At 38.6% G+C, this 25,628-nt stretch carries 27 protein-coding genes and 2 pseudogenes; 25 read left to right on the top strand and 4 right to left on the bottom strand.

Annotated features, from left to right (window positions below):
• The first annotated feature begins 68 nt into the window (after positions 1 to 68).
• The 12 genes and pseudogenes from ACORHU_RS05385 to ACORHU_RS05330 all read left to right on the top strand — a co-directional run bounded on the left by ACORHU_RS05385 (position 69) and on the right by ACORHU_RS05330 (position 9,406).
• A complete protein-coding gene (locus ACORHU_RS05385; protein WP_434363820.1) occupies positions 69 to 731 on the top strand; it encodes a DUF4417 domain-containing protein in 663 nt (220 codons plus the stop codon).
• Between the two features lie 15 nt (positions 732 to 746).
• A complete protein-coding gene (locus ACORHU_RS05380) occupies positions 747 to 1,079 on the top strand; it encodes a hypothetical protein (RefSeq protein ID WP_434363819.1) in 333 nt (110 codons plus the stop codon).
• A gap of 59 nt (positions 1,080 to 1,138) precedes the next feature.
• Positions 1,139 to 2,104 (top strand): DUF4365 domain-containing protein, encoded by a 966-nt coding sequence (locus ACORHU_RS05375; protein ID WP_037596774.1) that lies wholly within the window; start codon positions 1,139 to 1,141, stop codon positions 2,102 to 2,104.
• 12 nt (positions 2,105 to 2,116) lie between these two features.
• On the top strand, positions 2,117 to 2,515 hold the full coding sequence (locus ACORHU_RS05370; protein ID WP_434363818.1) for a hypothetical protein: 399 nt from the start codon (positions 2,117 to 2,119) through the stop codon (positions 2,513 to 2,515).
• A gap of 303 nt (positions 2,516 to 2,818) precedes the next feature.
• Positions 2,819 to 3,556, top strand: coding sequence for a lysostaphin resistance A-like protein (locus ACORHU_RS05365; RefSeq protein ID WP_434363817.1), 738 nt, complete (start codon positions 2,819 to 2,821; stop codon positions 3,554 to 3,556).
• 441 nt (positions 3,557 to 3,997) lie between these two features.
• On the top strand, positions 3,998 to 4,615 hold the full coding sequence (locus ACORHU_RS05360) for an SAP domain-containing protein (protein ID WP_434363816.1): 618 nt from the start codon (positions 3,998 to 4,000) through the stop codon (positions 4,613 to 4,615).
• Positions 4,614 to 4,787, top strand: a pseudogene (locus ACORHU_RS05355) (hydrolase); the annotation flags it as partial. The gene ACORHU_RS05360 and the pseudogene ACORHU_RS05355, both read left to right, overlap by 2 nt.
• Before the next feature lie 111 nt (positions 4,788 to 4,898).
• A complete protein-coding gene (locus ACORHU_RS05350; RefSeq protein ID WP_434363815.1) occupies positions 4,899 to 5,780 on the top strand; it encodes a diacylglycerol/lipid kinase family protein in 882 nt (293 codons plus the stop codon).
• Between the two features lie 63 nt (positions 5,781 to 5,843).
• Positions 5,844 to 6,335, top strand: coding sequence for a phosphoribosylanthranilate isomerase (locus tag ACORHU_RS05345; protein WP_434363813.1), 492 nt, complete (start codon positions 5,844 to 5,846; stop codon positions 6,333 to 6,335).
• A gap of 176 nt (positions 6,336 to 6,511) precedes the next feature.
• Complete coding sequence (locus ACORHU_RS05340) at positions 6,512 to 8,254, top strand: glycoside hydrolase family 13 protein (protein ID WP_434363812.1); 1,743 nt, start codon at positions 6,512 to 6,514, stop codon at positions 8,252 to 8,254.
• Positions 8,255 to 8,373: 119 nt separating this feature from the next.
• Positions 8,374 to 8,685, top strand: coding sequence for a hypothetical protein (locus ACORHU_RS05335; protein ID WP_000420556.1), 312 nt, complete (start codon positions 8,374 to 8,376; stop codon positions 8,683 to 8,685).
• A gap of 4 nt (positions 8,686 to 8,689) precedes the next feature.
• A complete protein-coding gene (locus ACORHU_RS05330) occupies positions 8,690 to 9,406 on the top strand; it encodes an alpha/beta hydrolase (RefSeq protein WP_434363811.1) in 717 nt (238 codons plus the stop codon).
• A gap of 118 nt (positions 9,407 to 9,524) precedes the next feature.
• Here ACORHU_RS05330 and ACORHU_RS05325 read toward each other — a convergent pair whose 3' ends face one another.
• The 3 genes from ACORHU_RS05325 to ACORHU_RS05315 are packed head-to-tail and all read right to left on the bottom strand — an operon-like array spanning position 9,525 to position 11,374.
• The gene (locus ACORHU_RS05325; protein WP_434363809.1) at positions 9,525 to 10,340 is read right to left on the bottom strand and encodes a TIGR03943 family putative permease subunit; all 816 of its coding nucleotides are present in this window, start codon (positions 10,338 to 10,340) and stop codon (positions 9,525 to 9,527) included.
• Positions 10,337 to 11,242, bottom strand: a complete 906-nt coding sequence (locus tag ACORHU_RS05320; protein WP_434363808.1) for a permease — start codon at positions 11,240 to 11,242, stop codon at positions 10,337 to 10,339. The genes ACORHU_RS05325 and ACORHU_RS05320 overlap by 4 nt, the downstream gene beginning before the upstream one ends.
• Positions 11,243 to 11,374 carry an SPJ_0845 family protein gene (locus tag ACORHU_RS05315; RefSeq protein WP_004245481.1) on the bottom strand — a complete coding sequence of 44 codons (132 nt, stop codon included), beginning with the start codon at positions 11,372 to 11,374 and terminating at the stop codon, positions 11,243 to 11,245.
• A 128-nt stretch (positions 11,375 to 11,502) separates the two neighbouring features.
• Here ACORHU_RS05315 and ACORHU_RS05310 point away from each other — a divergent pair, with 128 nt between their 5' ends.
• Genes ACORHU_RS05310 through ACORHU_RS05300 form a run of 3 tightly spaced genes read left to right on the top strand, consistent with a single transcriptional unit; the run spans position 11,503 to position 14,399 of the window.
• Positions 11,503 to 13,632, top strand: a complete 2,130-nt coding sequence (locus ACORHU_RS05310; protein WP_434363807.1) for a Tex family protein — start codon at positions 11,503 to 11,505, stop codon at positions 13,630 to 13,632.
• The gene (locus tag ACORHU_RS05305) at positions 13,619 to 14,068 is read left to right on the top strand and encodes a SprT family protein (RefSeq protein WP_434363806.1); all 450 of its coding nucleotides are present in this window, start codon (positions 13,619 to 13,621) and stop codon (positions 14,066 to 14,068) included. The genes ACORHU_RS05310 and ACORHU_RS05305 overlap by 14 nt, the downstream gene beginning before the upstream one ends.
• A 58-nt stretch (positions 14,069 to 14,126) precedes the next feature.
• Complete coding sequence (locus tag ACORHU_RS05300; RefSeq protein WP_001085045.1) at positions 14,127 to 14,399, top strand: PspC domain-containing protein; 273 nt, start codon at positions 14,127 to 14,129, stop codon at positions 14,397 to 14,399.
• A 159-nt stretch (positions 14,400 to 14,558) separates the two neighbouring features.
• On the opposite strand, the pseudogene ACORHU_RS05295 reads toward ACORHU_RS05300, so the two are convergent.
• A pseudogene (locus ACORHU_RS05295) lies at positions 14,559 to 15,403 on the bottom strand (IS630 family transposase).
• A 120-nt stretch (positions 15,404 to 15,523) separates the two neighbouring features.
• Here ACORHU_RS05295 and ACORHU_RS05290 point away from each other — a divergent pair.
• The 10 genes from ACORHU_RS05290 (at position 15,524) to cls (ending at position 25,623) form a co-directional block, all read left to right on the top strand.
• Positions 15,524 to 16,783: a UDP-N-acetylglucosamine 1-carboxyvinyltransferase gene (locus ACORHU_RS05290; RefSeq protein ID WP_049531334.1), complete on the top strand. Its 1,260-nt coding sequence runs from the start codon at positions 15,524 to 15,526 to the stop codon at positions 16,781 to 16,783.
• A 15-nt stretch (positions 16,784 to 16,798) separates the two neighbouring features.
• Entirely contained in the window at positions 16,799 to 17,350 is a 552-nt protein-coding gene (locus ACORHU_RS05285; RefSeq protein ID WP_001028723.1) for a GNAT family N-acetyltransferase, read from the top strand.
• Entirely contained in the window at positions 17,343 to 18,620 is a 1,278-nt protein-coding gene (gene spxR / locus ACORHU_RS05280) for a CBS-HotDog domain-containing transcription factor SpxR (RefSeq protein WP_000033839.1), read from the top strand. Before ACORHU_RS05285 ends, spxR begins: the two co-directional genes overlap by 8 nt.
• 15 nt (positions 18,621 to 18,635) lie before the next feature.
• A complete protein-coding gene (locus ACORHU_RS05275; RefSeq protein ID WP_000631534.1) occupies positions 18,636 to 19,496 on the top strand; it encodes a methionyl aminopeptidase in 861 nt (286 codons plus the stop codon).
• Positions 19,497 to 19,808: 312 nt separating this feature from the next.
• A complete protein-coding gene (ccdA2, locus tag ACORHU_RS05270; protein WP_153197698.1) occupies positions 19,809 to 20,516 on the top strand; it encodes a thiol-disulfide oxidoreductase-associated membrane protein CcdA2 in 708 nt (235 codons plus the stop codon).
• 10 nt (positions 20,517 to 20,526) lie between these two features.
• Positions 20,527 to 21,090, top strand: a complete 564-nt coding sequence (gene sdbB / locus ACORHU_RS05265) for a thiol-disulfide oxidoreductase-associated lipoprotein SdbB (RefSeq protein WP_153197700.1) — start codon at positions 20,527 to 20,529, stop codon at positions 21,088 to 21,090.
• Positions 21,091 to 21,210: 120 nt separating this feature from the next.
• Positions 21,211 to 22,602: an APC family permease gene (locus ACORHU_RS05260; protein WP_420789639.1), complete on the top strand. Its 1,392-nt coding sequence runs from the start codon at positions 21,211 to 21,213 to the stop codon at positions 22,600 to 22,602.
• A gap of 262 nt (positions 22,603 to 22,864) precedes the next feature.
• Positions 22,865 to 23,443 carry a TetR/AcrR family transcriptional regulator gene (locus ACORHU_RS05255; protein ID WP_230315858.1) on the top strand — a complete coding sequence of 193 codons (579 nt, stop codon included), beginning with the start codon at positions 22,865 to 22,867 and terminating at the stop codon, positions 23,441 to 23,443.
• Between the two features lie 125 nt (positions 23,444 to 23,568).
• Entirely contained in the window at positions 23,569 to 24,087 is a 519-nt protein-coding gene (locus tag ACORHU_RS05250) for an HdeD family acid-resistance protein (RefSeq protein ID WP_031365518.1), read from the top strand.
• A gap of 18 nt (positions 24,088 to 24,105) precedes the next feature.
• The gene (cls, locus tag ACORHU_RS05245) at positions 24,106 to 25,623 is read left to right on the top strand and encodes a cardiolipin synthase (protein WP_434363803.1); all 1,518 of its coding nucleotides are present in this window, start codon (positions 24,106 to 24,108) and stop codon (positions 25,621 to 25,623) included.
• Positions 25,624 to 25,628: the final 5 nt, after the last annotated feature.

Genomic DNA, 25,628 nt, shown 5'->3' with positions numbered 1-25,628 from the left:
GTAAACCGACATACACAGTATCAGTTTACCATAGTCGCCTTGATATTTCAATAGAAAGGTTTTACTATATGGTGAAAATTCAAAGCAGCCGAAAAGGCTGCAAAGATGTTTTTAATGCATTCTTAGTTGAGAATGCTAACTATGCTGGAAAAGAAGAAATTCCAATCATTAACCCCTACAGTGGTACATTGCCGGAAAAAATGGTACTTTTTTCAAAACGACATCAAATTGAGAAAGAACTTTCATGGTTATGCTTTTATGAGGATGATTATAAATTCGAAAAGATTTGGAGAAATCCAAAGCTCCATTTAGAAACGTTTTCTAAGTTTAAAGGGATAATTCTTCCAGATTTCAGTTTATTTAGAGATATGCCGTATAATGTGCAAGTAAATAACATATACAGAAGTCGTGCTATTGGTTCCTGGTTACAATCGTTAGGGATCTCTGTCATTCCTAACATTCGTTGGGGAGATGCTAGAACGTATGATATTGCTTGTCTGGGCGTATCAAAAAATAATGTGATTGCTGTAGGTTCACATGGTCAGATGAAAGATTTAGATGATAAGAGGCATTTTATCAATGGGCTTGATTATGTTGTAGAAAAGCTCCGGCCTATTACAATTCTTGTTTACGGTGCTTTACCAGATGATGTATTCGATTGGTATCGTATTCAGGGGATAAATATTGTTCATTATCCAAGTTACACTTCATTGGTTTATAATAGTTTATAATCAAGGAGGTGCATGATGGGGACGGGATATCATGGAGGATTTGGTAAGACTACTGGCGCTGAGGAATTAGACTTAAAACGATTTGATAATCTAGGTGGTTTTCCTATTTTTGAGTTAATTAATCACACGAATCCTAGTACCGACACTGATGGCTTTTTTGTTGAGCTTATTGCTGATTATAATGGATATAATAAAGGTCTGGTTGGGATAGTTCTATCAAAAGATAGCAATGATACATACAAAGTGAAGTTTTTTACTCGAGAAAATAAGGTCTTAGTTATCATTTCGGTACCGAGATTACTTTTGCATCACATTAGTCATTCTGAATTTAAAAAGTATTTTGAGTAGTATGTGAAATTTAAACATGTATATAAAAATCATAGTAATATAATTAAAGGGAGCTATTTATGGCAAATTCAACAGAGCGAATTGGTATATATGAGTGTGGCAAAATTGCGGAACGGAATAATTGGTTATTCCGAGAGCAACCTATAAATGATATAGGTATTGATGCACATATGGAGCTTATAGAAGAAGGAAAACCTAAACAGCTTCTTGCTTTGCAAATCAAATCTGGTGAAAGTTGGTTTAAGGAGAAAAAAGATGGCTGTATTATCTTTAGAGATATTAATGAGAGACAGTATAACTATTGGACAATGAATTCTTTACCCTGTATTCTAGTCCTTTATAATCCTACTGATGAGATGTGTATTTGGGGAAAGCTTAATACTGAAACGATTCAAAAAACTCGAAATGGTGAAGGAAAAGGTTACTATGTTAAAGTGCCTTGTAGTCAGATTTTTTTGGACGACTCCTCGAATAGAAAAATTCTTTCTTATACAAATTTGCCACAACATCTGCAGAATTATAATTTTCTGTTATCTCAGAAAAAATTTATGGAAATTATTGAGAGTGGTGGAGAAGTTAAACTACATTCAACGGAGTGGGTTAACAAATCAAGTGGAAAAGGTGAGACAAAGTTAATTGTTAATGATGGAGATGAAACCAAGGAGTATTTGTACCCGTACTGGTTTCCTTTTACTCCTTATGAAGAAGTTTTTCCTAAGCTATTCCCTTGGGCTAATTTTTCTGTTGATGAAGAATTTTTTGAAGAAAGTGATTCTGAATTATGGCAACAACTTCATTGTTGGTATGATAATGAAATGGATGATTGGATCGTTGTAGGAGACACATTTGAGCAATTCCGCCAAAAATTACACCCTATGCGCTACGTTGACCATGCTGGTGAAGTTGCAGAGTATATGTTGGTTCTCAGTTTGAATGAATTGGGAAAATCGTTCTTAGAGGTAGAGCAATTTATATCTGAAACCAGACCATACACCAAAGCAAGACCAGAATCAAAAGATAAATAAAGGAGCATTATCATGAAAAAGCTTAAACTTAATAGTGGTATGAAATCGGAAAAAACTATAGATGGATATAGACTAAATCCTACTGAGAAGTATGTTATTAATTTGAAAGATGAAATGGAATTTGCAATATCGACAATGCAAGCAGTTCATATGTTTGGTTTTCCACCAGCATTTAAAAATTGGCATGCTTGGCTATTTGAGAATGGCTTTAGTATAGAAACACCAAATCCAACAAATAAGTTTGTAGCAAAGTTCTATGGAGTAGAACCTCTTTGGAAAACGCCATACTCAATGGGGCTCGTCGTAAAAGCAGAAGGTGATGATGACTATTACATTATTATGGAATGTAGTAGTAAAAATACAGGTTTCAAACACACACAAATTATTCTTACCATGGGAGGATGTTTCTAGATTAGAGAAGGACATAATATATAATGAGTAACCATAAAGGCTTGTTACGTTTAATTGTTTAATTCAGTTAATCAGACAGCCTTTATTTCGTTTCATAGTATAGGTAGTAACCATCAAAACACGTGGAGTGTGTAGCTTTGCTGGTAAAAGCATAGAAAGCTTGGTATGATTCAATAATGAAAAGCCTTGATTGTAAGGCTTTTTTTGTGTTTTTATGATAGAATATAGGTAGTTATAATCGAGAGCAACTAAGAAGCAGTAAAAAAATATTATACGTAGAATAATCAAGATTAGGAAGATAAAATGACAGAAATTGATAAAAGGAATTTAAAAAATTATTTTTATTGTACATTCGGAATTACTTATATAGCTTGGGGACTTCTTTTCCTATTTACACAATCTCATATTTTGGGATTAGATACGTTTATAGGGAGAATATTACATATAGTTGGTGCACTTGGTCCAGCTATTGCAAGTGGCTTTTATTTGAAAAGTAATAATATAAAATTTAAACATTTTGTATTTAATAAAAGAAAAAATAGTAGTATTTATTTCATTATTCATTTGTTAGCAATTTTGATACTATTCTCTGTATCTTCCTTAGAATTAAACGGAGTATCAATTTATCTGATGCCGCTATTCTTTATACAATTAATTTTTTTTGGTGGTGGACATGAAGAATTAGGATGGAGAGGAATATTACAGCCATTACTTGATAAAAAATATACTTATTGGCAATCTAATTTGATGGTAGGATCAATTTGGGGAATATGGCATCTGCCTTTATGGTTTATAGTTGGAGAAAGTCATCAAGGATTTCCTTTTATTTTATTTTTTATATATACATTATTTTTAAGTTTTGTTTTAGGGCTTCTTTATCGTCAAACGAAATCTGTGGTGTACTGTCTATTATTTCATGCGTTCGCAAATTTGTTAAATCTCTATTTTGTGTTAAAAATTAATGTTATTTTTATTATCATTTTTATTGGTTATTTGATTTATACGATATTGGCTAGTAATAGAATTAGTAAGGAAAAGTAATTTTAACTTTAGATTAGTATATCCATTATTATTGAAAGTAAAGATTTGCTAATTAGATGATCTATGTTAGAGAATTATCTATTATAATTTAAAGTGGAGTGATGAATGTCGTTTCTTTTGAAGTGGCGAAAATCTTTCCGTTCCACAGTATCATTCTAAAATAATTTTCACTGCCTTTTGTTTATTAGTATAAAAAAAAAATATTAACAGACGCTGAGGCGGTCTCATTGCTTGTACGAGCTAGGTATCAGCGAAGTAGAAGTAGATGCTCCACCCATGGGATAGGACTCGTAGAATGAGGAAAGGTACCGACGAAATGATACGGTAAGTCTGGAACCGCTGAGTGTGTGATTGTGAGCTTGAATCCTAAGTATGAACACAGGCAAATAGTAAGGTACTCTTTGAGTGAAAAAGTAAATTGTTTTTTGTGGAGCTAAAATATTGATAGAGAACAGACCAGAATTTGATAAAATCACTTCGTTTGATGAGTTTAATAAATATTATTGGTATCGTGATGAACTTTCACAACTATGTAAATCATTAGGATTAGAATATAGAGGTACTAAACAAGAACTCAATCACATTATTGAGCAGTACTTTAAGGGTAATTTGATTAAAAAATCATTAATAAAAAGGAAAAAGAAACGAGTAGAAGTCCTTACCTTAAGTACGCCCTTACTTGAATGTGGATTCTCCTTTAATACACACTTTAGAGAATATTTCTCAACTTTAACAGATGTTTCACCCTTTAAATTTACTGCTGATATGGCGACTGCTTGGAGAAAAGTAAAAAGAGAAAATGATTTGAGTTTTACAATCCAAGATATGCTAAGAGTCTATTATGGAAATTCAGACTATGCCAAGTATGATCATTCGGTTTGTCAATGGAATCAATTTTTAAAGGATTTCTGTGCAGACGAAAATAGCCGCAACTACTCAAACAAGTTAAAAATAGCTTCTATTCTTTGGAAAGAAGTTAGAAATTCAAAAGCTGAAAAAATTTATTCAAAGAATCTTTTGACTGAATATGCTGATAAAATAGAAGAGTATGGTAAGTAGAAACCCCATCTCAATTGGTGGCGACAGTGATATTCTCGCTGCAATTACTGGCAGCATAGCAGAGGCAGCTTACGGTATCCCTGATTTGATCAAGGAAAAGGCCTATTCTTACTTGGATGAACCCTTAAAGGATGTAGTTATGCGATGGGAAAATAGAATAAAAGCGTATTAATATCCAGTACATCATATTTCTCTTTTCTATATTTTCATTGTATAATGAGGGTATAGTTAGATGCGTATGATAAAATATAAACATTTCTTATGAATATTAAGGAGAAAATTAATGAAAAAAGCAATGGTAATTATCAACCCTACCTCTGGTGGCGAGAAGGCTTTGGATTACAAAGAAAAGCTGGAGAATAAAGTAAAAGAATATTTTGAGCACGTAGAAACCAAAATTACCGAAAAAGCTTTGGATGCAACACATTTTGCTGAGGAGGCTTCACGTGAGAAGTACGATGCAGTGGTTGTGTTTGGTGGAGATGGAACTGTCAACGAAGTCATTTCTGGTATTGCTGAGAGAGACTACATTCCTAAGTTAGGGATTATCCCAGGTGGGACGGGTAACCTCATTACAAAACTGTTGGAAATCAATCAAGACATTGATGGCGCAATTGATGAACTGGATTTTGATTTAACAAATAAGATTGATATCGGAAAAGCGAATGACAATTATTTTGGTTATATTTTTAGTATCGGTTCTCTACCTGAGGCGATTCACAATGTTGAAATCGAGGACAAGACAAAATTTGGTATTCTTGCCTATGCTGTTAATACCATGAAGTCTGTTATGACGGATCAGGTCTTTAACATTAAGGTTGAGACGGAAAATGGAAATTATGTTGGTGAAGCTAGCCATGTGTTGGTTCTCTTGACAAATTACTTTGCTGATAAGAAAATCTTTGAAGAAAACAAGGACGGTTATGCCAACATTTTGATTCTAAAAGATGCTTCTATATTCTCTAAATTATCCGTTATTCCTGATTTACTAAAAGGAGATGTTGTCGCAAATGATAATATAGAATATATTAAAGCCCGCACTATTAAAATTTCCTCTGATAGTGAATTGGAGTCAGATGTTGACGGCGATAAATCGGATAACCTACCTGTAGAAATCAAAGTCCTAGCTCAGCGAGTAGAAGTATTTTCAAAACCGAAAGAGTAAAAGATAAAAATTAGTTTATTATTCACAACGAAATTAAGTTCTATATCAACGATTGGAGGAGGAATGAATTCTCTATTTGATGAATTTCGAACAATTTGTTCTCATTTAAACCAAGTCGGAATCACTCCGACGCTCATGGGGTCTTTGGGGTTTGAATACCGATCAAATGAAGAATGGGGGCCGTCTGACATTGACATTCATGTGCCTGGTGATCCTAGAGGTTGGGAAGCACCTGATCATCTCAGAATTTATGAGTGGGACAAGATAATGAAAGTGATGAAACACTTAGGCTATGCCTTAATAGATATTCATGAGCATGAATTCAAAAAAGATGGTCTGAGTGTTGAATTCGGAAGTATCGATTCTTTACCTGATTTTGCAGGAGTTTCGGAATCAGATATAGAGTTGATTCATCTCGAAAACATCACTTTTCGCATTCCAAATCTAGAACAGTTTTTAAGTATTTACAAGGCTTCTTCCCAAGATTCTTATCGAAATGAGCACAATAACAATAAGGATTTTAAAAAAATTGAGTGGCTGGAAAGACATTTGTAAATCATCATTTGAAAAGTAGCAAGTTGTAAGACTGGCTGCTTTTTTATTTATAGAACCAAACCACTAGAATCTACGGACAAGCCTTGAAAATAAAATACGAAAGTAGTATACTAGAATCACAATTATGAAAACGTTTGCGTCGTAAATGCAACCAAGTAAATCAGGAGACAAATACAATGGAATTAACAGCCATTTACCACAGGCCTGAGTCGGAGTTTGCCTATCTTTATAAGGATAAGAAACTTCATATTCGGATTCGAACTAAGAAAGAGGATATTGAAAGCATTATCTTGCATTATGGGGACCCTTTTATCTTTATGGAGGAGTTTTATCAGGATACAAAGCAAATGGCCAAGATAACTTCTGATGCCTTATTTGACTATTGGCAGGTTGAAGTGTCAGTTGACTTTGCACGTATCCAGTATCTCTTTGAAGTCACGGATACAGAAGGTCAAAGTATTTTGTATGGTGATAAAGGTTGTGTGGAAAATTCTCTAGAAAATCTTCATGCCATTGGAAATGGATTTAAGTTGCCTTATCTTCATGAAATTGATTCATGCCAGGTTCCTGACTGGGTTTCAAATACGGTATGGTATCAGATATTTCCTGAGCGGTTTGCCAATGGAAATGCTCAATTAAACCCAGAAGGGACTTTAGACTGGGAATCATCTATCACACCTCAGAGTGATGATTTCTTTGGTGGTGATTTACAGGGGATTATTGACCATCTGGATTACTTGCAAGACTCGGGCATTACTGGACTTTATCTTTGTCCGATCTTTGAATCTACGAGCAATCATAAGTACAATACGACAGATTACTTTGAAATTGACCGTCATTTTGGAGACAAGGAGACTTTTCGGGAACTGGTCGAGCAAGCGCATCAGCGAGGTATGAAAATCATGCTGGATGCTGTATTTAATCATATTGGTTCGCAATCTCCTCAATGGCAAGATGTTGTCAAAAATGGTGAGCAATCTGCTTATAGGGATTGGTTCCATATCCAACAATTCCCAGTGACAACTGAAAAGCTAGCCAATAAGAGAGAGTTACCCTATCATGCTTTTGGTTTTGAGGACTATATGCCTAAGCTAAATACAGCCAATCCAGAGGTTAAGGATTATCTTTTAAAGGTTGCGACTTATTGGATTGAAGAGTTTGATATCGATGCTTGGCGTTTGGATGTGGCTAATGAGATTGACCATCAATTTTGGAAGGATTTTCGAAAGGCAGTTTTAGCTAAAAAGTCTGATATTTATATTTTAGGAGAAGTCTGGCATACGTCTCAGCCATGGCTAAATGGAGATGAGTTCCATGCTGTCATGAATTATCCTTTATCTGATAGTATCAAGGACTATTTCTTACGAGGAATTAAGAAGACTGATCAGTTCATCGATGAAATCAATGGTCAGTCTATGTATTACAAACAGCAGATTTCAGAGGTTATGTTTAATCTCTTGGATTCTCATGATACAGAGAGAATCTTGTGGACGGCCAATGAAGACGCTCAACTGGTTAAATCAGCCCTAGCCTTTCTCTTTTTACAAAAAGGAACACCCTGTATCTATTACGGAACAGAGTTAGCCTTAACTGGCGGTCCAGACCCAGATTGTCGTCGTTGTATGCCTTGGGAACGTGTCTCAAGTGACAATGATATGCTGAATTTCATGAAGAAGCTGATCCAGATACGGAAATATGCGTCAGCAATCATTCCGCATGGCAAGTATAACCTAAAAGAAATTAAAGCTGATGTAGTAGCTCTGGAATGGACATACGAAGGCCGAGTCCTTAAAGCCATCTTTAACCAATCAAGAGAAGAGTATCTTTTAGAGAAAGAAGTAGTAGCACTAGCAAGCAATTGCCAAGAATTGGAGAATCAGCTTGTCATCTCTCCAAAAGGATTTGTGATTTTTCATTAAAGAGCAATTAAGAGTGACAGGAAAATTGTAATATAAAGATCATTTTACAAACAGACTATTTGTCGTCTTGCTACAATTGGTATATAATTTAACTTAAAGAAAATAGGAGGACTAATCGAATGGAATTAAAAGATTTTACAGAAAAAGAACAGGAAATGATTAAGAAGGGGCTGACTACGTCTAAGATTAGTGACAAGGAAACTGCTGAGAAGATTCTTGCGCTAGTACCACAAGACTTGATTAAGCGAATCCCATTTTTCGTCAGAAAACATGCTACAACACGTACTATTAAACGCATTTCAATTGAACACCCTGAGCTCTACGCTGCAGCTCAAACAAGTGGTGAGATTCCAGAAAAAGAACGCGAAGAATTGCGTCAGATTATCACAACTATCTTTGAACAAAAGATGAATAAGCATAGTATTAAGTAATTGGATGAGAACATTTTTTATTGGCGGTTTGGGAAGCAATGTCTATCATAGCAAGGATTTTCTTCAAGAGCTAGATTCGCAGGTCTATTTTCTAAATCCATATGAAAAGCATCTTCGAGATGAAACAGAATTGAAATCATGGTTTAAAAATGAGATTGTAGATGAAGAATCTATCTGTCTGATAGGTCATTCTCTCGGGGGTGATTTGGCTCGTTATCTCGCATCGGAATTTGAAGAAGTGGAGAAACTGATTCTTTTGGATGGTGGCTATCTAGATTTAGATAAGATTTTAACTTTAGATGTGGAATTAGAGGAAACTAAAAACTATATCAAATCTCAAATCATTTCGGACTTAGATATTCTTATTTCTAAAGAAAAATCTGAAGCAAAGCATTGGTCAGAAAATATGGAGAAAGCTGTAAAACAGTCCTATCGCTGGAATTCTGAGGATAATAGATATGAGTTAGCTATAAATTATGAAAATATAGAAGCGATACTCCGCCTACGGAGGAAAATACAAGCTTTTAAGAGAGAAGTGGGAGATACCTTGTTTATCAGTCCTCGCTATCCTAATGAAGCTACATGGAGAGAGGAAGCCCTAAAAGAATTGCCAGACTATTTTGATACTATTTTTCTAGAGAACGTTGGCCATGAGATTTATACTGAAGCCCCCAAAGAAATCGCTAGTATGATTAATGAGTGGTTCTCTTATTCTCTCTGAGATAGTGATTGAATAGTGATAATTAATATAGAATAAAAGTCTACCTAGACTCAACAAAAACGAACAGGCTCTTTTTCTGTCATTCAGAAGAGAACTTGTTCGTTTTGTCTTACTTTCCTTAAAAAGCTCGATACACATAGGGATTTTCTGGTTTATCGACTTTGGTAAAGCTTTCGATTTCCAAGGTTGGGAGGTTTTGTTTGAGTTCTTTATGATAGTGATTGACCAGTTTTCCTTTGGCTGTTATCCAGGTGTTGTTCTCATACTGCCGGGTATTTCCCTTGGTCAGTAATCCATAGACACCAGAATCTGCGATACAGTGAATAATGCCGAAGCGGAACAGAAATTGACTATTGGCATGACTGGGGTCGTTATAGACAAAGCCTGTGAACTGGACTGTCTTGCCCTCAAACTCATCTGGATAGTCGTAGATAGCTTCCATGACTTCCATATAGTTTTCATTCGTGATGTGAATGCTATCTTGGGACAAGTATTGATCCGCCGCAGTTCGCATTTCCGTTTCATAGGCTGATTTTGAAAAATAAGAACTGGTATCTGGTTTCAAATATTGGCTTGTCGTCCCTTCACTTGTCTGAATGGCTTGATCCGTTCCTTCCGATAAGGGGAAATGATATCCTTTGGCAGAAACAGTCTGAGAATCCAAGCTAACAGTTGGGAAAGTTAAACCGACGACAATCGGAATAGCCAGAAGAGCAACACCTGTCACCTTGGCCAATCGGCTGTTCAGATGACTATGGGTTTTAACTTGCTTCATCCAGATATACAGCTGGACAATTGCCAAGATAAAGGAAAGCACCATGGAAATATAGGCCAGATAGGAATAGTGCATGTTGATGTACTGGTTTAATTTGCCCGACAGATGGAGATAAATGGTCAGTTCAAAATAGCCAGCTAAAACTAAAAATCGAATCATAGGATGACTCCAATCAAAAGAGAATACACTAAGACGACAAGAGTCACAATCGTAATGAAGTGACTAATAAATCGTGCTTTCAAGTAATTTTTCATCATGAGAATATTTTTGATATCCAGCATTGGACCAATGACGAGAAAGGCCAGAACTGGTGCCAAACCGAAACTAGAGAGTAGAGAAGCCCCGATAAAGGCATCCGCCTCACTACAGAGCGAAAGAAGAAAGGCCAAAAGCATCAAGAGCAGGATGGCAAAAAGAGGAGTCGCACTGATAGAGGTCAGAATCCGAGTCGGAATATAAACCTGTATAACAGAGGCAAAGAGACAGCCAAATACTAAATAACGTCCCGTATCAAAAAATTCATCAATGGCCTGCACAAAAACCTGAAAAACTTTTTTTGCAGGGCTTAAGTGAGAAAAATCATGCTCATGACAGGCCAGACGATTTTCTTTCTGAATTGGTTCTTGCCAGAAAAATCCCAGAAAAATTCCAAGTATAACAGCTACTACAATGGAACCTAGAGCTCGTAACAGGGCGACATGGAAGGAGTTGCCAAAGGCAGAATAGGTCGCAAAGAGAACAATAGGATTGATAACAGGCGCTGTTACGAGAAAGGGAACAGCCGTGTAACTGGGAACCTTCTTTTCCAGAAAACGATTGATGATGGGGACGATTCCACATTCACAAGAAGGGAAAAGTATCCCAACGAAGGTCCCAAAAAAGATCCTCTCCCAACGATTTCGAGGGAGAAAATGATAAACTTTGTCAGGTGTGATATAAACCTCAATCAGTCCTGAAAGAATACTTCCTATCAGAACGAAGGGAAGGGCTTCAATGATAATGGAGAGGAAAATAGCCCCAGTCTGAAGCACACTAGATGGGAGTTGTTGGAAAGCAGTCATCTAGTTTTTCTTTTCTGCTTTGGATTTCTTCTCTTTGTCATCAGGGAAAGTAACTTGTTTCAAATCTGGGAGTTTAGCAAACTCTTCAAACATCTTGTCCAAGTCGTCTCGTTTTGTAAATTTTACAGCCATAGGTGTACCTCGATTCTAAATTCTACCTCTATTATACTATTATTTTAAGGAAAAGGGCGTTTTTTAATTTGTTTTCGATAGTTGAAAAGGATTGGAGCAAGCCTTCCAGCTTGTGGTATAATAGATTTATGGATAAAAAATATGAAAAAATCTCCCAAGATTTGGGAGTGACTTTAAAGCAAATTGATACCGTTCTAAGTTTGACAGCTGAAGGGGCGACTATTCCCTTTATCGCGCGTTATCGCAAGGACATGACTGGTAGTCTGGATGAGGTGGCGATTAAGGCCATTATTGACTTGGATAAAAGTCTGACCAACCTCAACGACCGTAAGGAGGCTGTCTTAGCTAAGATTCAAGAACAAGGTAAGTTGACCAAGGAATTGGAAGAAGCTATCTTAGCTGCCGAAAAATTAGCAGACGTTGAAGAACTCTATCTTCCTTATAAGGAAAAGCGTCGTACCAAGGCAACCATTGCCCGTGAAGCAGGGCTCTTTCCACTTGCTCGCTTGATTTTGCAGAATGTAGCTGACTTAGAGAAAGAAGCTGAAAAGTTTGTCTGTGAAGGATTTGCGACTGGTAAGGAAGCTTTGGCTGGTGCAGTTGATATCTTAGTCGAAGCCTTATCGGAAGATGTGACACTGCGCGCCATGACTTATCAGGAGGTGCTGAGACACTCTAAACTCACTTCTCAAGTCAAGGATGAAAGTCTTGATGAAAAGCAGGTTTTTCAGATCTATTATGATTTTTCAGAGACGGTTGGAAATATGCAGGGTTATCGTACCTTGGCCCTCAATCGTGGGGAGAAGCTAGGTGTCTTGAAGGTCGGTTTTGAACATGCAACGGACCGTATTCTTGCCTTCTTTGCCGCTCGTTTCAAGGTCAAAAACGCCTATATAGATGAAGTAGTTCAGCAGTCAGTTAAGAAAAAGGTCTTGCCTGCTATCGAGCGTCGCATTCGGACAGAATTAACTGAGAAAGCAGAAGAAGGAGCTATCCAACTCTTTTCGGAAAATCTGCGCAATCTCCTCTTAGTTGCTCCACTGAAAGGGCGCGTGGTTCTAGGATTTGACCCTGCCTTTCGTACAGGTGCCAAGTTGGCTGTCGTTGATGCGACGGGGAAAATGCTAACGACTCAAGTCATTTATCCTGTTAAACCCGCATCAGCCCGTCAAATCGAAGAAGCCAAGAAAGATTTGGCAGATTTGATTGGTCAATATAGCGTGGAAATTATTGCTATCGGAAATGGAACTGCCAGTCGGGAAAGTGAAGCTTTTGTAGCGGAAGTTCTGAAAGATTTCCCTGAAGTCAGCTATGTCATTGTCAATGAAAGTGGTGCTTCTGTCTACTCTGCCAGTGAACTTGCTCGTCAGGAGTTTCCAGACTTAACCGTCGAAAAACGCTCAGCTATTTCTATCGCCCGTCGTTTGCAAGATCCTCTTGCTGAATTGGTCAAAATCGATCCTAAGTCAATCGGTGTTGGTCAGTACCAGCACGATGTCAGCCAGAAGAAACTGTCTGAAAGTTTGGACTTTGTCGTGGATACGGTGGTGAACCAAGTCGGTGTCAACATCAATACAGCCAGTCCAGCTCTTCTTTCTCACGTGGCTGGACTCAATAAAACTATTTCTGAAAATATCGTCAAATACCGTGAGGAAGAAGGAAAAATCACTTCGCGCGCTCAAATTAAGAAAGTTCCTCGTCTGGGTGCCAAGGCTTTTGAACAGGCAGCTGGTTTCCTCCGTATCCCTGAAAGTAACAATATTCTTGATAATACAGGAGTTCACCCAGAAAACTACACTGCCGTTAAGGAACTCTTCAAACGTTTAGATATTAAAGACTTAAACGAACAAGCCCAAGGCAAACTCACATCCCTTTCAATTAAAGATATGGCGCCAGAGCTAGACCTTGGTCCAGAAACTCTTAAAGATATTATTGCAGATCTTCTAAAACCAGGTCGAGATTTCCGTGATTCCTTTGATGCACCTGTGCTTCGCCAAGATGTCCTAGATATCAAAGACTTAGTGGTTGGTCAGAAACTAGAAGGTGTGGTGCGTAACGTCGTTGACTTTGGTGCCTTCGTTGACATTGGGATTCATGACGACGGATTGATTCATATTTCCCACATGAGTCGCAAATTTATCAAACACCCTAGCCAAGTGGTATCCGTTGGTGATTTGGTGACCGTTTGGGTCAAGAAAATCGATACTGAACGGGAAAAAGTTAATCTGTCGCTTCTAGCTCCAAATGAAACTGACTGATTACGTCAAGCAGGTTTCACTAGAAGACTTCGGCAGACCTTTTATCCATCAAGCCCAGTGGAATTCTCGTCTACGTTCGACAGGTGGGCGGTTTTTCCCAAAAGATGGGCATTTGGATTTTAATCCTAAGGTTTATCAGGAACTGGGGTTGGACGTTTTTAGGAAAATTGTCCGCCATGAACTCTGTCATTATCACCTTTATTTTCAAGGGAAGGGCTATCAACACAAGGATCGGGATTTTAAGGAACTTTTGAAAGCGGTGGATGGATTACGCTTTGTGCCAACCTTGCCAAATAGCAACTCCAAGCCAATCAAGTTTTATCGTTGTCAATCCTGCCAGCAAAGGTATCAGCGCAAGCGAAGGATTGATACCAAACGCTATCGCTGTGGACTTTGTCGAGGTAAATTGCTACTAATAAATCAGCCTGAGGACTGATGAAAGCCGAGCCTATCCGTGCTATACTATGTCCAACCTAGTAGAAAGAGGTAATACCATGAACAGTAAATTTTATAAAATGAGAAGAAATCGCATGATTTCAGGAGTTCTGGCAGGTCTGTCAGATAAGTGGAACTTTGATGTTACCCTTGTTCGTTTTCTGTTTGCCATTTTTACAGTCGCAAACTTTGGACTTGGGGTGATTATCTATATCATTCTAGCTTCTATCATGCCAACCAAGGAAGAGATCGAAGCAGAAATGTACGGAACAGGCCCACGAAAACGCAAAGAAGCCCAAGCCATTGACGATAGTGAAGGTTGGTTTTGGTGAGCTACTTAGCTAATAAGGTAATAGTTTCTTACACATTTTTTATAGAAATAGGATTTTTTTGTACATGGCTAATAGTATTCTACAAAAGATTGGGAATAAGCAAAAAGCTTTAAATCAATAGTCTAAACTGCTTGATTTAAAGCTTTTTTACTTTTATAGTCATTTAGTTTTAAAAAAGCGTTTCAAACATTCAAAAATATTTGGAACTTCCCTTAATAAATCCGTCATTTTCTTTTTCAAGATAACCCAAGCTTGCTCAATAGGATTCAAATCTGCTTAATAAGGTGGTAGAGGTAAGAAAAAGTTCTTATCTTGAATGCAAAGTTCATCTAAAATGTTCTTGGGATGAAAACTAGCATTGTCCATGACAATGATATGAGGGGTCTTCAAAGCAGGCAGGAGTTGCGTTTTGAACCACTTCACAAAGAAGTCACTCGTCATACTTTCCTTGTAAATCATAGGAGCTATAAACTCTCCGTCTACTTGTCCTGCAACAATTGAAGTCCGCTCAAAACGCCGTTTACTAATCTTTTCATAGGCTTTCTCCCCTCTAGGAGCCAGTGCATAAGGACGATAGAGGTAGCGGTCGATTCCTGTTTCATCAATATATACGACTGGTAAATCTTTTAGGATATTCAAAATATAAAGAAACTCAACGACTTTCTCTGGATTTTGTTCCTTAAAGCTAGTCGTCTTTTTTAAAGTGACATGAATCTGCTTTAAATCTGCCTATACTGAAGGAACAGCACAATCAAAATGTGCCGCAATTTCCCGTCAAAAAGCATCTGGCTGAGCCTCTACAAATGCTTTTAATTCCTCTAAAGGAATTTTCCGCTTTTTGACGACTCGTTTTTTTCGCTCTAAGTATCCTTGTTCACGTCTTTCTTTTCCCACGTGAAGAGAGTTCTGACGCCAACATCAAAAACTTTAGCTGCTTCGACATGGCGGTGTCCCTCTTTGATGTAATCTAATGCTCCTTGTTTAAAATCTGTACTATATATCATAGCTTTTGTTTAAAACTAAGCAACTATAAAATTGAAAAGGATGGAAAAAAGGTTGCATTTATGATATAATTTATTTTAAAGACCTTATTAGAAATCTTGAAAGAGTATTAAAAACTTAGAATGAGAAAAATTGTTATCAATGGTGGATTACCACTACAAGGTGAAATCACTATTAGTGGTGCTAAAAATAGCGTTGTGGCCTTAATTCCAGCTATTATATTGGCTGATGATGTGGTGACTTTGGATTGCGTTCCAGATATCTCGGATGTAGCAAGTCTTGTCGAAATCATGGAATTGATGGGAGCTACTGTTAAGCGTTATGACGATGTATTGGAGATTGACCCAAGAGGTGTTCAAAATATTCCAATGCCTTATGGAAAAATCAATAGTCTTCGTGCATCTTATTATTTTTATGGAAGTCTTTTAGGTCGCTTTGGTGAAGCCACAGTTGGCTTGCCTGGAGGGTGTGACCTTGGTCCTCGCCCGATTGACCTACACCTTAAGGCTTTTGAAGCTATGGGGGCTACTGTTAGCTACGAGGGAGATAACATGAAGTTATCTGCTAAAGATACAGGACTTCATGGCGCAAGTATTTACATGGATACAGTTAGTGTCGGTGCAACGATTAATACGATGATTGCTGCGGTTAAAGCGAATGGTCGTACTATTATTGAAAATGCAGCCCGTGAACCTGAGATTATTGATGTTGCAACTCTCTTGAATAATATGGGTGCCCACATCCGTGGGGCAGGAACTAATATCATCATTATTGATGGTGTTGAAAGATTACATGGAACGCGTCATCAGGTGATTCCAGATCGTATTGAAGCTGGAACATATATATCTTTAGCTGCTGCAGTCGGCAAGGGGATTCGTATAAATAATGTACTATACGAACACTTAGAAGGATTCATTGCTAAGCTGGAAGAAATGGGAGTGAGAATGACTGTATCTGAAGACAGCATTTTTGTCGAAGAGCAGTCTAATTTGAAAGCAATCAATATTAAGACAGCTCCTTACCCAGGCTTTGCAACTGATTTGCAACAACCTATTACCCCACTTTTACTAAGAGCGAATGGTCGTGGTACAATTGTCGATACGATTTACGAAAAACGTGTAAATCATGTTTTTGAACTAGCAAAGATGGATGCGGACATTTCGACAACAAATGGTCATATTTTGTACACGGGTGGACGTAGTTTGCGTGGGGCCAGTGTTAAAGCGACTGACCTACGAGCTGGGGCTGCACTAGTCATTGCTGGGCTTATGGCTGAAGGTAAAACTGAAATTACAAATATCGAGTTTATCTTACGTGGTTATTCTGATATTATTGAAAAATTACGTAATCTAGGAGCAGATATTAAACTAGTCGAAGATTAAACCGTAGGGGTGTTTATGAATATTTGGACCAAATTAGCAATGTTTTCTTTTTTTGAAACGGATCGCTTGTATTTGCGTCCTTTCTTTTTTAGTGATAGTCAGGACTTCCACGAGATAGCCTCAAATCCAGAAAATCTTCAATTTATTTTCCCAACTCAGGCAAGTCTGGAAGAAAGTCAATATGCATTAGCGAATTATTTTATGAAGTCCCCTTTGGGAGTGTGGGCAATTTGTGACCAAAAAAATCAACAAATGATTGGTTCTATTAAATTTGAGAAGTTAGATGAAATCAAAAAAGAAGCTGAGCTTGGCTATTTTTTGAGAAAAGATGCTTGGTCGCAAGGATTTATGACAGAGATTGTTAGAAAAATTTGTCAGCTTTCTTTTGAGGAATTTGGTTTAAAACAATTATCCATCATTACCCACCTTGAAAATGAAGCGAGTCAAAAGGTTGCTCTAAAGTCTGGATTCCGTTTGACTCGTCAGTTTAAGGGAAGTGATCGCTACACAAGAAAAATGCGGGATTATCTTGAATTTCGGTATGTAAAAGGAGAATTCAATGAGTAAGCATCAGGAAATTCTAAGCTATTTGGAAGAATTGCCTGTCGGAAAGAGGGTTAGTGTTCGTAGTATTTCTAACCATCTGGGGGTCAGTGATGGAACGGCCTATCGGGCCATTAAAGAAGCTGAAAATCGTGGACTTGTGGAGACCCGTCCTAGAAGTGGTACTATCCGTGTTAAATCCCAGAAAGTTGCTATTGAAAGATTAACTTTTGCAGAAATTGCAGAAGTGACTTCTTCTGAGGTTCTGGCTGGGCAAGAAGGTTTAGAGAGAGAATTTAGCAAGTTCTCAATCGGTGCTATGACTGAACAAAATATCTTGTCTTATCTTCATGATGGTGGGCTCTTGATTGTCGGAGACCGGACCCGTATTCAGTTGTTAGCCTTGGAAAACGAAAATGCGGTTCTCGTTACAGGTGGATTTCAGGTTCATGATGATGTACTAAAACTGGCTAATCAAAAAGGGATTCCTGTTCTGAGAAGCAAGCATGATACTTTCACTGTGGCGACCATGATCAATAAAGCCTTGTCAAATGTCCAAATCAAAACAGATATTTTGACAGTTGAGAAACTTTACCGTCCGAGTCATGAGTATGGTTTTCTAAGAGAAACCGATACAGTCAAAGATTATTTGGACTTAGTACGTAAGAATCGAAGCAGTCGTTTTCCAGTTATTAACCAACATCATGTTGTGGTGGGAGTGGTAACCATGAGGGATGCAGGTGATAAGTCACCAAGTACCACAATTGATAAGGTCATGTCTCGTAGCCTCTTTTTAGTCGGATTATCGACAAATATTGCCAATGTCAGTCAACGAATGATTGCTGAAGATTTTGAAATGGTACCAGTTATTCGAAGCAATCAAACCTTGCTTGGAGTTGTGACACGACGCGATGTCATGGAGAAGATGAGTCGTTCCCAAGTTTCGGCTCTACCGACTTTTTCTGAGCAGATTGGTCAAAAACTTTCTTATCATCATGATGAAGTAGTCATCACAGTTGAACCCTTTATGCTGGAGAAGAACGGTGTCTTGGCTAATGGTGTATTGGCAGAAATTCTGACCCACATGACCCAAGATTTAGTTGTGAATAGTGGGCGCAATCTCATCATCGAGCAGATGCTAATCTACTTTTTGCAGGCTGTTCAGATAGATGATATACTGCGCATTCAAGCACGCATTATCCACCATACTAGACGATCAGCTATTATTGATTATGATATTTATCATGGTCATCAGATTGTTTCAAAAGCAAATGTAACCGTTAAAATTAATTAGAAACTAGGAGAAAAAATGATAACATTAAAATCAGCTCGTGAAATCGAAGCTATGGACAAGGCTGGTGATTTTCTAGCAAGTATTCATATCGGCTTACGTGATTTGATTAAGCCTGGCCTAGATATGTGGGAAGTAGAAGAGTATGTTCGCCGTCGTTGTAAGGAAGAAAATTTCCTTCCGCTTCAGATTGGAGTTGACGGTGCAATGATGGACTATCCTTATGCTACCTGCTGCTCTCTTAATGATGAAGTGGCTCATGCTTTCCCTCGTCACTATATCTTGAAAGATGGTGATTTGCTCAAAGTTGATATGGTTTTGGGAGGTCCCATTGCTAAATCTGACCTGAATGTCTCAAAATTAAACTTTAACAATGTTGAACAAATGAAAAAATACACTCAGAGCTATTCTGGTGGTTTAGCAGACTCATGTTGGGCTTATGCTGTTGGCACACCGTCCGAAGAAGTGAAAAATCTGATGGATGTAACTAAAGAAGCCATGTATAAGGGGATTGAGCAAGCTGTTGTTGGAAACCGTATCGGTGATATCGGTGCGGCTATTCAAGAATACGCTGAAAGTCGTGGTTACGGTGTAGTGCGTGATTTGGTTGGTCATGGTGTTGGCCCAACCATGCACGAAGAACCAATGGTTCCTAACTATGGTATTGCTGGTCGTGGACTTCGTCTCCGTGAAGGAATGGTCTTGACTATTGAACCGATGATCAATACAGGTGACTGGGAAATTGATACAGATATGAAAACTGGTTGGGCGCATAAGACCATCGACGGTGGTCTATCTTGTCAATATGAACACCAATTTGTCATTACAAAAGATGGACCTGTTATCTTGACTAGTCAAGGTGAAGAAGGAACTTATTAAAATAAGCAAAAGTAGATTGAAGAAAATGTGGCTCTTTGGACAAATTTCTTCAATCTTTTTCTTTTATCTATAATGGAATGAAATAAAAATTGAACACCTTGGATTCGAAATTCAAATCAATTTTTAATAATGTTTTATAATTAATTGATTTCTCTAGATTTTATTTCAATCTACCATAGAAACCATGGTGTACTATTTTAGGTTAAACTTATTATAATATCATAGATAATACAGCTAACCGTAGCAAACTTGATACAAATTTTAACATTTATAGTACAATAGGTTTAAATTCTTAAGAAAGTTGGTTCTTTATTGGAAACGATAGTCTTTTCAATCTCCGTTTTTTTAGCAGGGGTCTTGTCCTTCTTTTCTCCCTGTATCTTTCCTCTTCTGCCAGTTTATGCTGGAATTTTATTGGATGATCAGGAAAGTGCAAAAAGTTTTTCTTTATTTGGGAGAAAGGTTGCCTGGTCAGGTTTGATTCGAACACTTTGCTTTATTGCAGGTATCTCTCTCATTTTCTTTATTCTAGGCTTTGGTGCAGGTTACTTTGGTAATATTCTCTATGCAAATTGGTTTCGATATGTTATGGGAACAATTATTATTATTTTGGGACTTCACCAGATGGAAATTTTTCATTTTAAGAAATTAGAGGTTCAAAAAAGCTTTACTTTCAAGAAATCAGAATCCAATCGTTATTGGTCAGCCTTTTTACTCGGTATTACCTTTAGCTTTGGTTGGACACCTTGTATTGGTCCGGTTTTAAGTTCTGTTTTAGCGCTTGCGGCTTCTGGAGGCAATGGTGCTTGGCAAGGAGCTATCTATACTCTTATTTACACTCTGGGGATGGCCATTCCTTTCTTGGTTTTGGCTCTAGCTTCAGGTGTAGTAATGCCTTATTTTAGTAAAATCAAACGTCATATGATGCTACTAAAGAAAATTGGTGGTTTCCTTATTATTTTAATGGGAATTTTGTTACTATTAGGACAAGTAAATGTTCTAGCTGGAATTTTTGAATAAAGGAGAAAAGATGAAAAAAGTAATGTTTGCTGGCTTAAGCCTATTGTCATTAGTCGTATTGATGGCTTGTGGTGAGGAAGAAACTAAAAAGACTCAAGCTCCACAACAGCCAAAACAACAGCAACAAACGACTGTACAACAAATTGCTGTTGGAAAAGAGGCACCAGACTTTACCTTGCAATCTATGGATGGTAAAGAAGTTAAGTTATCTGATTATAAGGGTAAAAAAGTCTACTTGAAGTTTTGGGCTTCATGGTGTGGCCCATGTAAGAAAAGTATGCCAGAGTTGATGGAATTAGCTGCGAAACCAGATCGCGATTTTGAAATTCTTAGTGTCATTGCACCAGGAATTCAAGGTGAAAAAACTGTCGAGCAATTCCCACAATGGTTCCAAGACCAAGGATATAAAGATATCCCAGTTCTTTATGATACTAAAGCAACAACCTTCCAAGCTTATCAAATTCGAAGCATTCCTACAGAATACCTGATTGATAGTCAAGGAAAGATTGGAAAGATTCAATTTGGTGTTATCAGTAACGCGGATGCAGAGGCAGCATTTAAAGAAATGAACTAGAATCGATAAAATCTGATTACAATATGTAGTCAGATTTTTTTAGAAAAATGTTTTATAAATATTCACAAATCTCCTATATTTATGGTAAAATAGAATCATCATTTTATTTTGGAGTCAAAGATGAATATATTTAGAACAAAGAATGTTAGTTTAGATAAAACGGAGATGCACAGGCATTTGAAGTTATGGGATTTGATTTTGCTGGGTATCGGAGCCATGGTAGGGACAGGTGTCTTTACAATTACAGGTACTGCAGCTGCAACGCTTGCTGGTCCAGCACTAGTGATTTCAATCGTCATTTCTGCCTTGTGTGTGGGATTATCAGCCCTCTTTTTTGCAGAATTTGCTTCGCGGGTACCCGCTACAGGTGGTGCCTACAGTTATCTCTATGCTATTTTAGGAGAATTCCCTGCCTGGTTGGCTGGTTGGTTAACCATGATGGAGTTCATGACAGCCATATCAGGCGTAGCTTCGGGTTGGGCAGCTTATTTTAAAGGCTTGCTTTCTCAATACGGGATATCCCTTCCTCAGGCTTTAAATGGCACCTTTAATCCTCAAGCAGGGACATTTGTTGATTTATTGCCTATTCTTGTCTTGGTCTTGGTGACCTCACTTGTTTTACTCAATGCTAAAGCAGCATTACGTTTTAATTCTATTCTAGTGATTTTGAAATTTTCCGCTTTAGCTCTCTTTATTTTGGTGGGAATTTGGCATATCAAGCTTGATAATTGGAGCAATTTTGCACCTTATGGTTTTGGACAAATCTATGGTGCTAGTACTGGTATTATGGCTGGTGCGTCCTTGATGTTCTTCGGTTTTTTGGGATTTGAATCCATCTCTATGGCCGTAGATGAGGTCAAGACTCCTCAAAAAAATATTCCTAGAGGGATTGTCTTATCGCTTTCTATCGTAACCATTCTTTATGCCCTGGTGACGCTTGTCTTGACTGGTGTGGTTCACTATAGCCATCTAAATGTCGACGATGCCGTTTCCTTTGCTCTTCGTAGCATTGGGATTAGTTGGGCAGCTAATTATGTGTCATTAGTGGCTATCTTGACCTTGATTACAGTTTGTATTTCGATGACCTATGCCCTATCGCGTATGATTTACAGTTTAGCACGTGACGGATTGATGCCTGCTGCCTTTAAGGAACTGACGAAGACTAGCAAGGTACCCAAAAATGCGACTATTTTGACAGGTCTAGCTTCAGCAGTAGCAGCAGGAATGTTCCCTCTTGCTAGTATCGCAGCCTTCTTAAATATTTGTACCTTGTCTTATCTGATCATGTTGGCTTATGGTTTGATTCGCTTACGGAGAGAAAAGGGGATGCCCAAAGCTGGAGAATTTAAAACACCACTGGTACCATTATTACCAATTTTATCAATCATCATTTGTTTGTCCTTCATGTTGCAGTATAATATGGAAACTTGGGTTGCTTTCTTAGTTGCTTTGTTGATAGGAAGTCTTATTTACTTTACTTATGGTTATAAGCATTCTACCATAGAAGAATAATACTCTTCGAAAATCTCTTCAAACCACGTCAGCTTCGCCTTGCCGTATGTATGGTTACTGACTTCGTCAGTTTCATCTACAACCTCAAAGCAGTGCTTTGAGCAGCCTGCGGCTAGCTTCCTAATTTGCTCTTTGATTTTCATTGAGTATATAAAGTGAGAATCTGTTGAGTTATTGAAACTCAGCAGATTTTTTTAGTGCATAGGGGTTGACATTGTAGACCAACTGGTCTATAATGTCAAAAAAGCTTAGGAGCAGTAGGATGAAAAAAGAGTTGAAAACCCAGCTAACTCGGGAGCGCATCATTGAAGCGGCCCTAATCGAGTTTTCTCAAAAGGGCTATAAGGCCTTCGGCATCAATGAACTCTGCAAAAATCACAAGATTTCAAAGGGGATTCTTTACCATAACTTTTCTGGCAAGACGGAGCTCTATCTGGCCTGCGTCCGTGAGAGCTTTCAGAAGGCTGTGTCCATCATCCGTGGGGAGTCAGGTGACATTCCCAGCCTAGCAGACTATATGGAACGTCGTCATCGTTTTTCCAAGGATTTTCCTCACCACAGCCATGTCTTCTTTGAGGTTTGGATGACAGCTCCAGCAGAAATTGCTGAGGAAGTGGCACAGGAAAAGGCTGTTTTTGAGGACTTGAATCGTCAGGTTTCAGAAAAATTACTGTCTGAGTCAACCCTCAAAGATTATATCAGCCAAGAAGCGGCCCTATACTATCTGACCTTTATCCAGCAACTCTTTCGGAGTTATTATCTGGGGCCAGCGGATCTCAAGGAACCAGCAGTTTGGCCAGCCAATATGAAAATGACCTCAAAAAGGTCCTTCATCTCATGATTTATGGCATTTTAAAGGATGAAAAGTGAAAAGGAGTGATTCATGATTAGAAGTCCAGTATGAGGCCTGTCCTCGAAATCAACACAAAAATAAATAAAAAAACAATAAATATTAGGAGAGTTATTATGTCTAAAAAATTATCATGGTTGTCTATCGTAGCGGGTGTTTTATCCATTCTTGCAGGTTTTTATCTGATGGCCAATCCAGCCCTCAGCCTTCTGTCCTTTGCCATCTTGTTTGCCCTCATTTTCATGGTCAACGGTATTTCTGATATCATCAAATACTTCTCAGCTGATGAGAAAAGCGGTTGGGACCTCTTCACCGGTGTGATGACGGTTCTCTTGGCTATCTGGCTCTTCTCAGGGACCTTCTTTGAAAAAGTGACCTTCATTCCCTTCATCTTTGCTTTCTGGGCCCTCTTTACAGGTGTTTCCAAGACGATTATGAGTTTTGAAGTCAAAAAAGTGGACAAGAAGTTGGGCAGCACCCTTCTTTGGACGGGTATTTTGGGGATTATCGCAGGGATCATCATGATGGGTCACCCACTCATGACAGGCGTGATTGTGACCTATACCGTGGCCTTTGTCTTTATCTACCAAGGGATTGCGGCTATCGTTCTCTATTTCAAATCTAAAAAAGCATAAGTTAGAAAGGGTTTCAATATGGAGAAGCTGAAAAATATCCTCTTTAACAAGGTCACCATCGGGGCCATCCTGCTCTTTGTACAACTGGCCTGGCTCTTGCTCTTTTTCTACCAATTAAGCAGCTATTCCACAGTGATTACAGCTATTTTGGGGCTTGTCAGTGTCCTGATGATGTTGGCTATTGTCAGCTCCAAGGATAATCCGGTCTACAAGATTGGCTGGCTCATCCTGATTGGCCTCATGCCCATGTTTGGAACCTTTCTTTACTTAATCTCTGCCAACAAGCAACCAGCTAAGAAGCTGAGAAAGGCCATTCAAGAGTCGGAAGCCCGCATTGAACAAGCCTTAGAGCAAACTAACTATTCTTCCCAAGATGTCCCAATTGCAGACGAGGTCAAAGGAATTTCGGACTACATTGCCAGTCAGGGCACTTATACCCGCCATGGCAATACGGATGTGTCCTATTTCAAACTGGGTGAGGACATGTATGCCTCCATGCTCAAAGATATGGAGCAGGCCCAGTCCTTTATCTTCTTTGAATACTTCATTGTCGGCCAAGGGCAGATGTGGGATGGGATGAAGGATATCCTGATCAACAAGGCACAGGAAGGCCTGGATGTCCGTGTCATGTATGATGATTTGGGTTCTCTGATGGTCTTGCCAAAGGGCTTCAAGGCCGAGCTGGAGAGCAATGGCGTCAAGGTGGTAACCTTTAACCCGATGGTCCCTTATCTAGCTCTGGGAATGAACAATCGCGACCATCGCAAGATCTTAGTCATTGATGGAAATGTGGCTTACAACGGGGGCATCAATATCGCGGATGAATACATCAATGTGGACAGCAAATTAGGCCACTGGAAGGATACCGGTCTGCGCTTGGAAGGGGATGGGGTTGCCAATCTGACCCTCATGTTCCTCTCGGTTTGGGATGCCTGCCGCAAGGAGCAGACCCATGTTGCGGCCTATCTGCCTAAGAAGTCCGTAAAGGCCAAGGGTTATGTCCAGCCATTCTCCGATTCGCCTTTGGATGAGGAGCTGATTTCAGAGAACCTCTATATGGATATCCTCTGGAATGCCAAGGACTATGTTTACATCTTTACCCCTTATCTGATTATCGACCATGAGATGACACTGGCTCTGACCATGGCGGCCAAAAGAGGGGTAGATGTCCGCATCGTAGTGCCGGAGATTCCAGATAAGAAGGCTGTCTACACCCTGACCGAATCCTATTTCCGTCCGCTTCTGGAAGCAGGCGTTCGCTTGTATCGCTACACGCCAGGTTTTATCCATGCCAAGAGCTATCTGGCAGATGATAAGGTTGGCGTCGTTGGGACCATCAACATGGACTACCGCAGCCTCTACCTGCACTTTGAATGCGGTACCTTCCTTTATGAGGTTGACGCGCTCAAGGACTTGAAAGAAGACTATCTCGAAACCTTTGCGGTCAGTGAAGAAGTGCAGTTGAAGGAGCTGGGAGAAGGACTGCTGAAACGGACAGGTCAGGCTGTTCTAAGAGTCTTGAGTCCGCTCTTTTAGGAGGA

This window comes from Streptococcus sp. KHUD_015 (assembly GCF_051106265.1).
Classification (GTDB): domain Bacteria; phylum Bacillota; class Bacilli; order Lactobacillales; family Streptococcaceae; genus Streptococcus.
The sequence above is the reverse complement of the archived record's forward strand: the minus strand, read 5'-3'. Positions and strand labels throughout refer to the sequence as shown.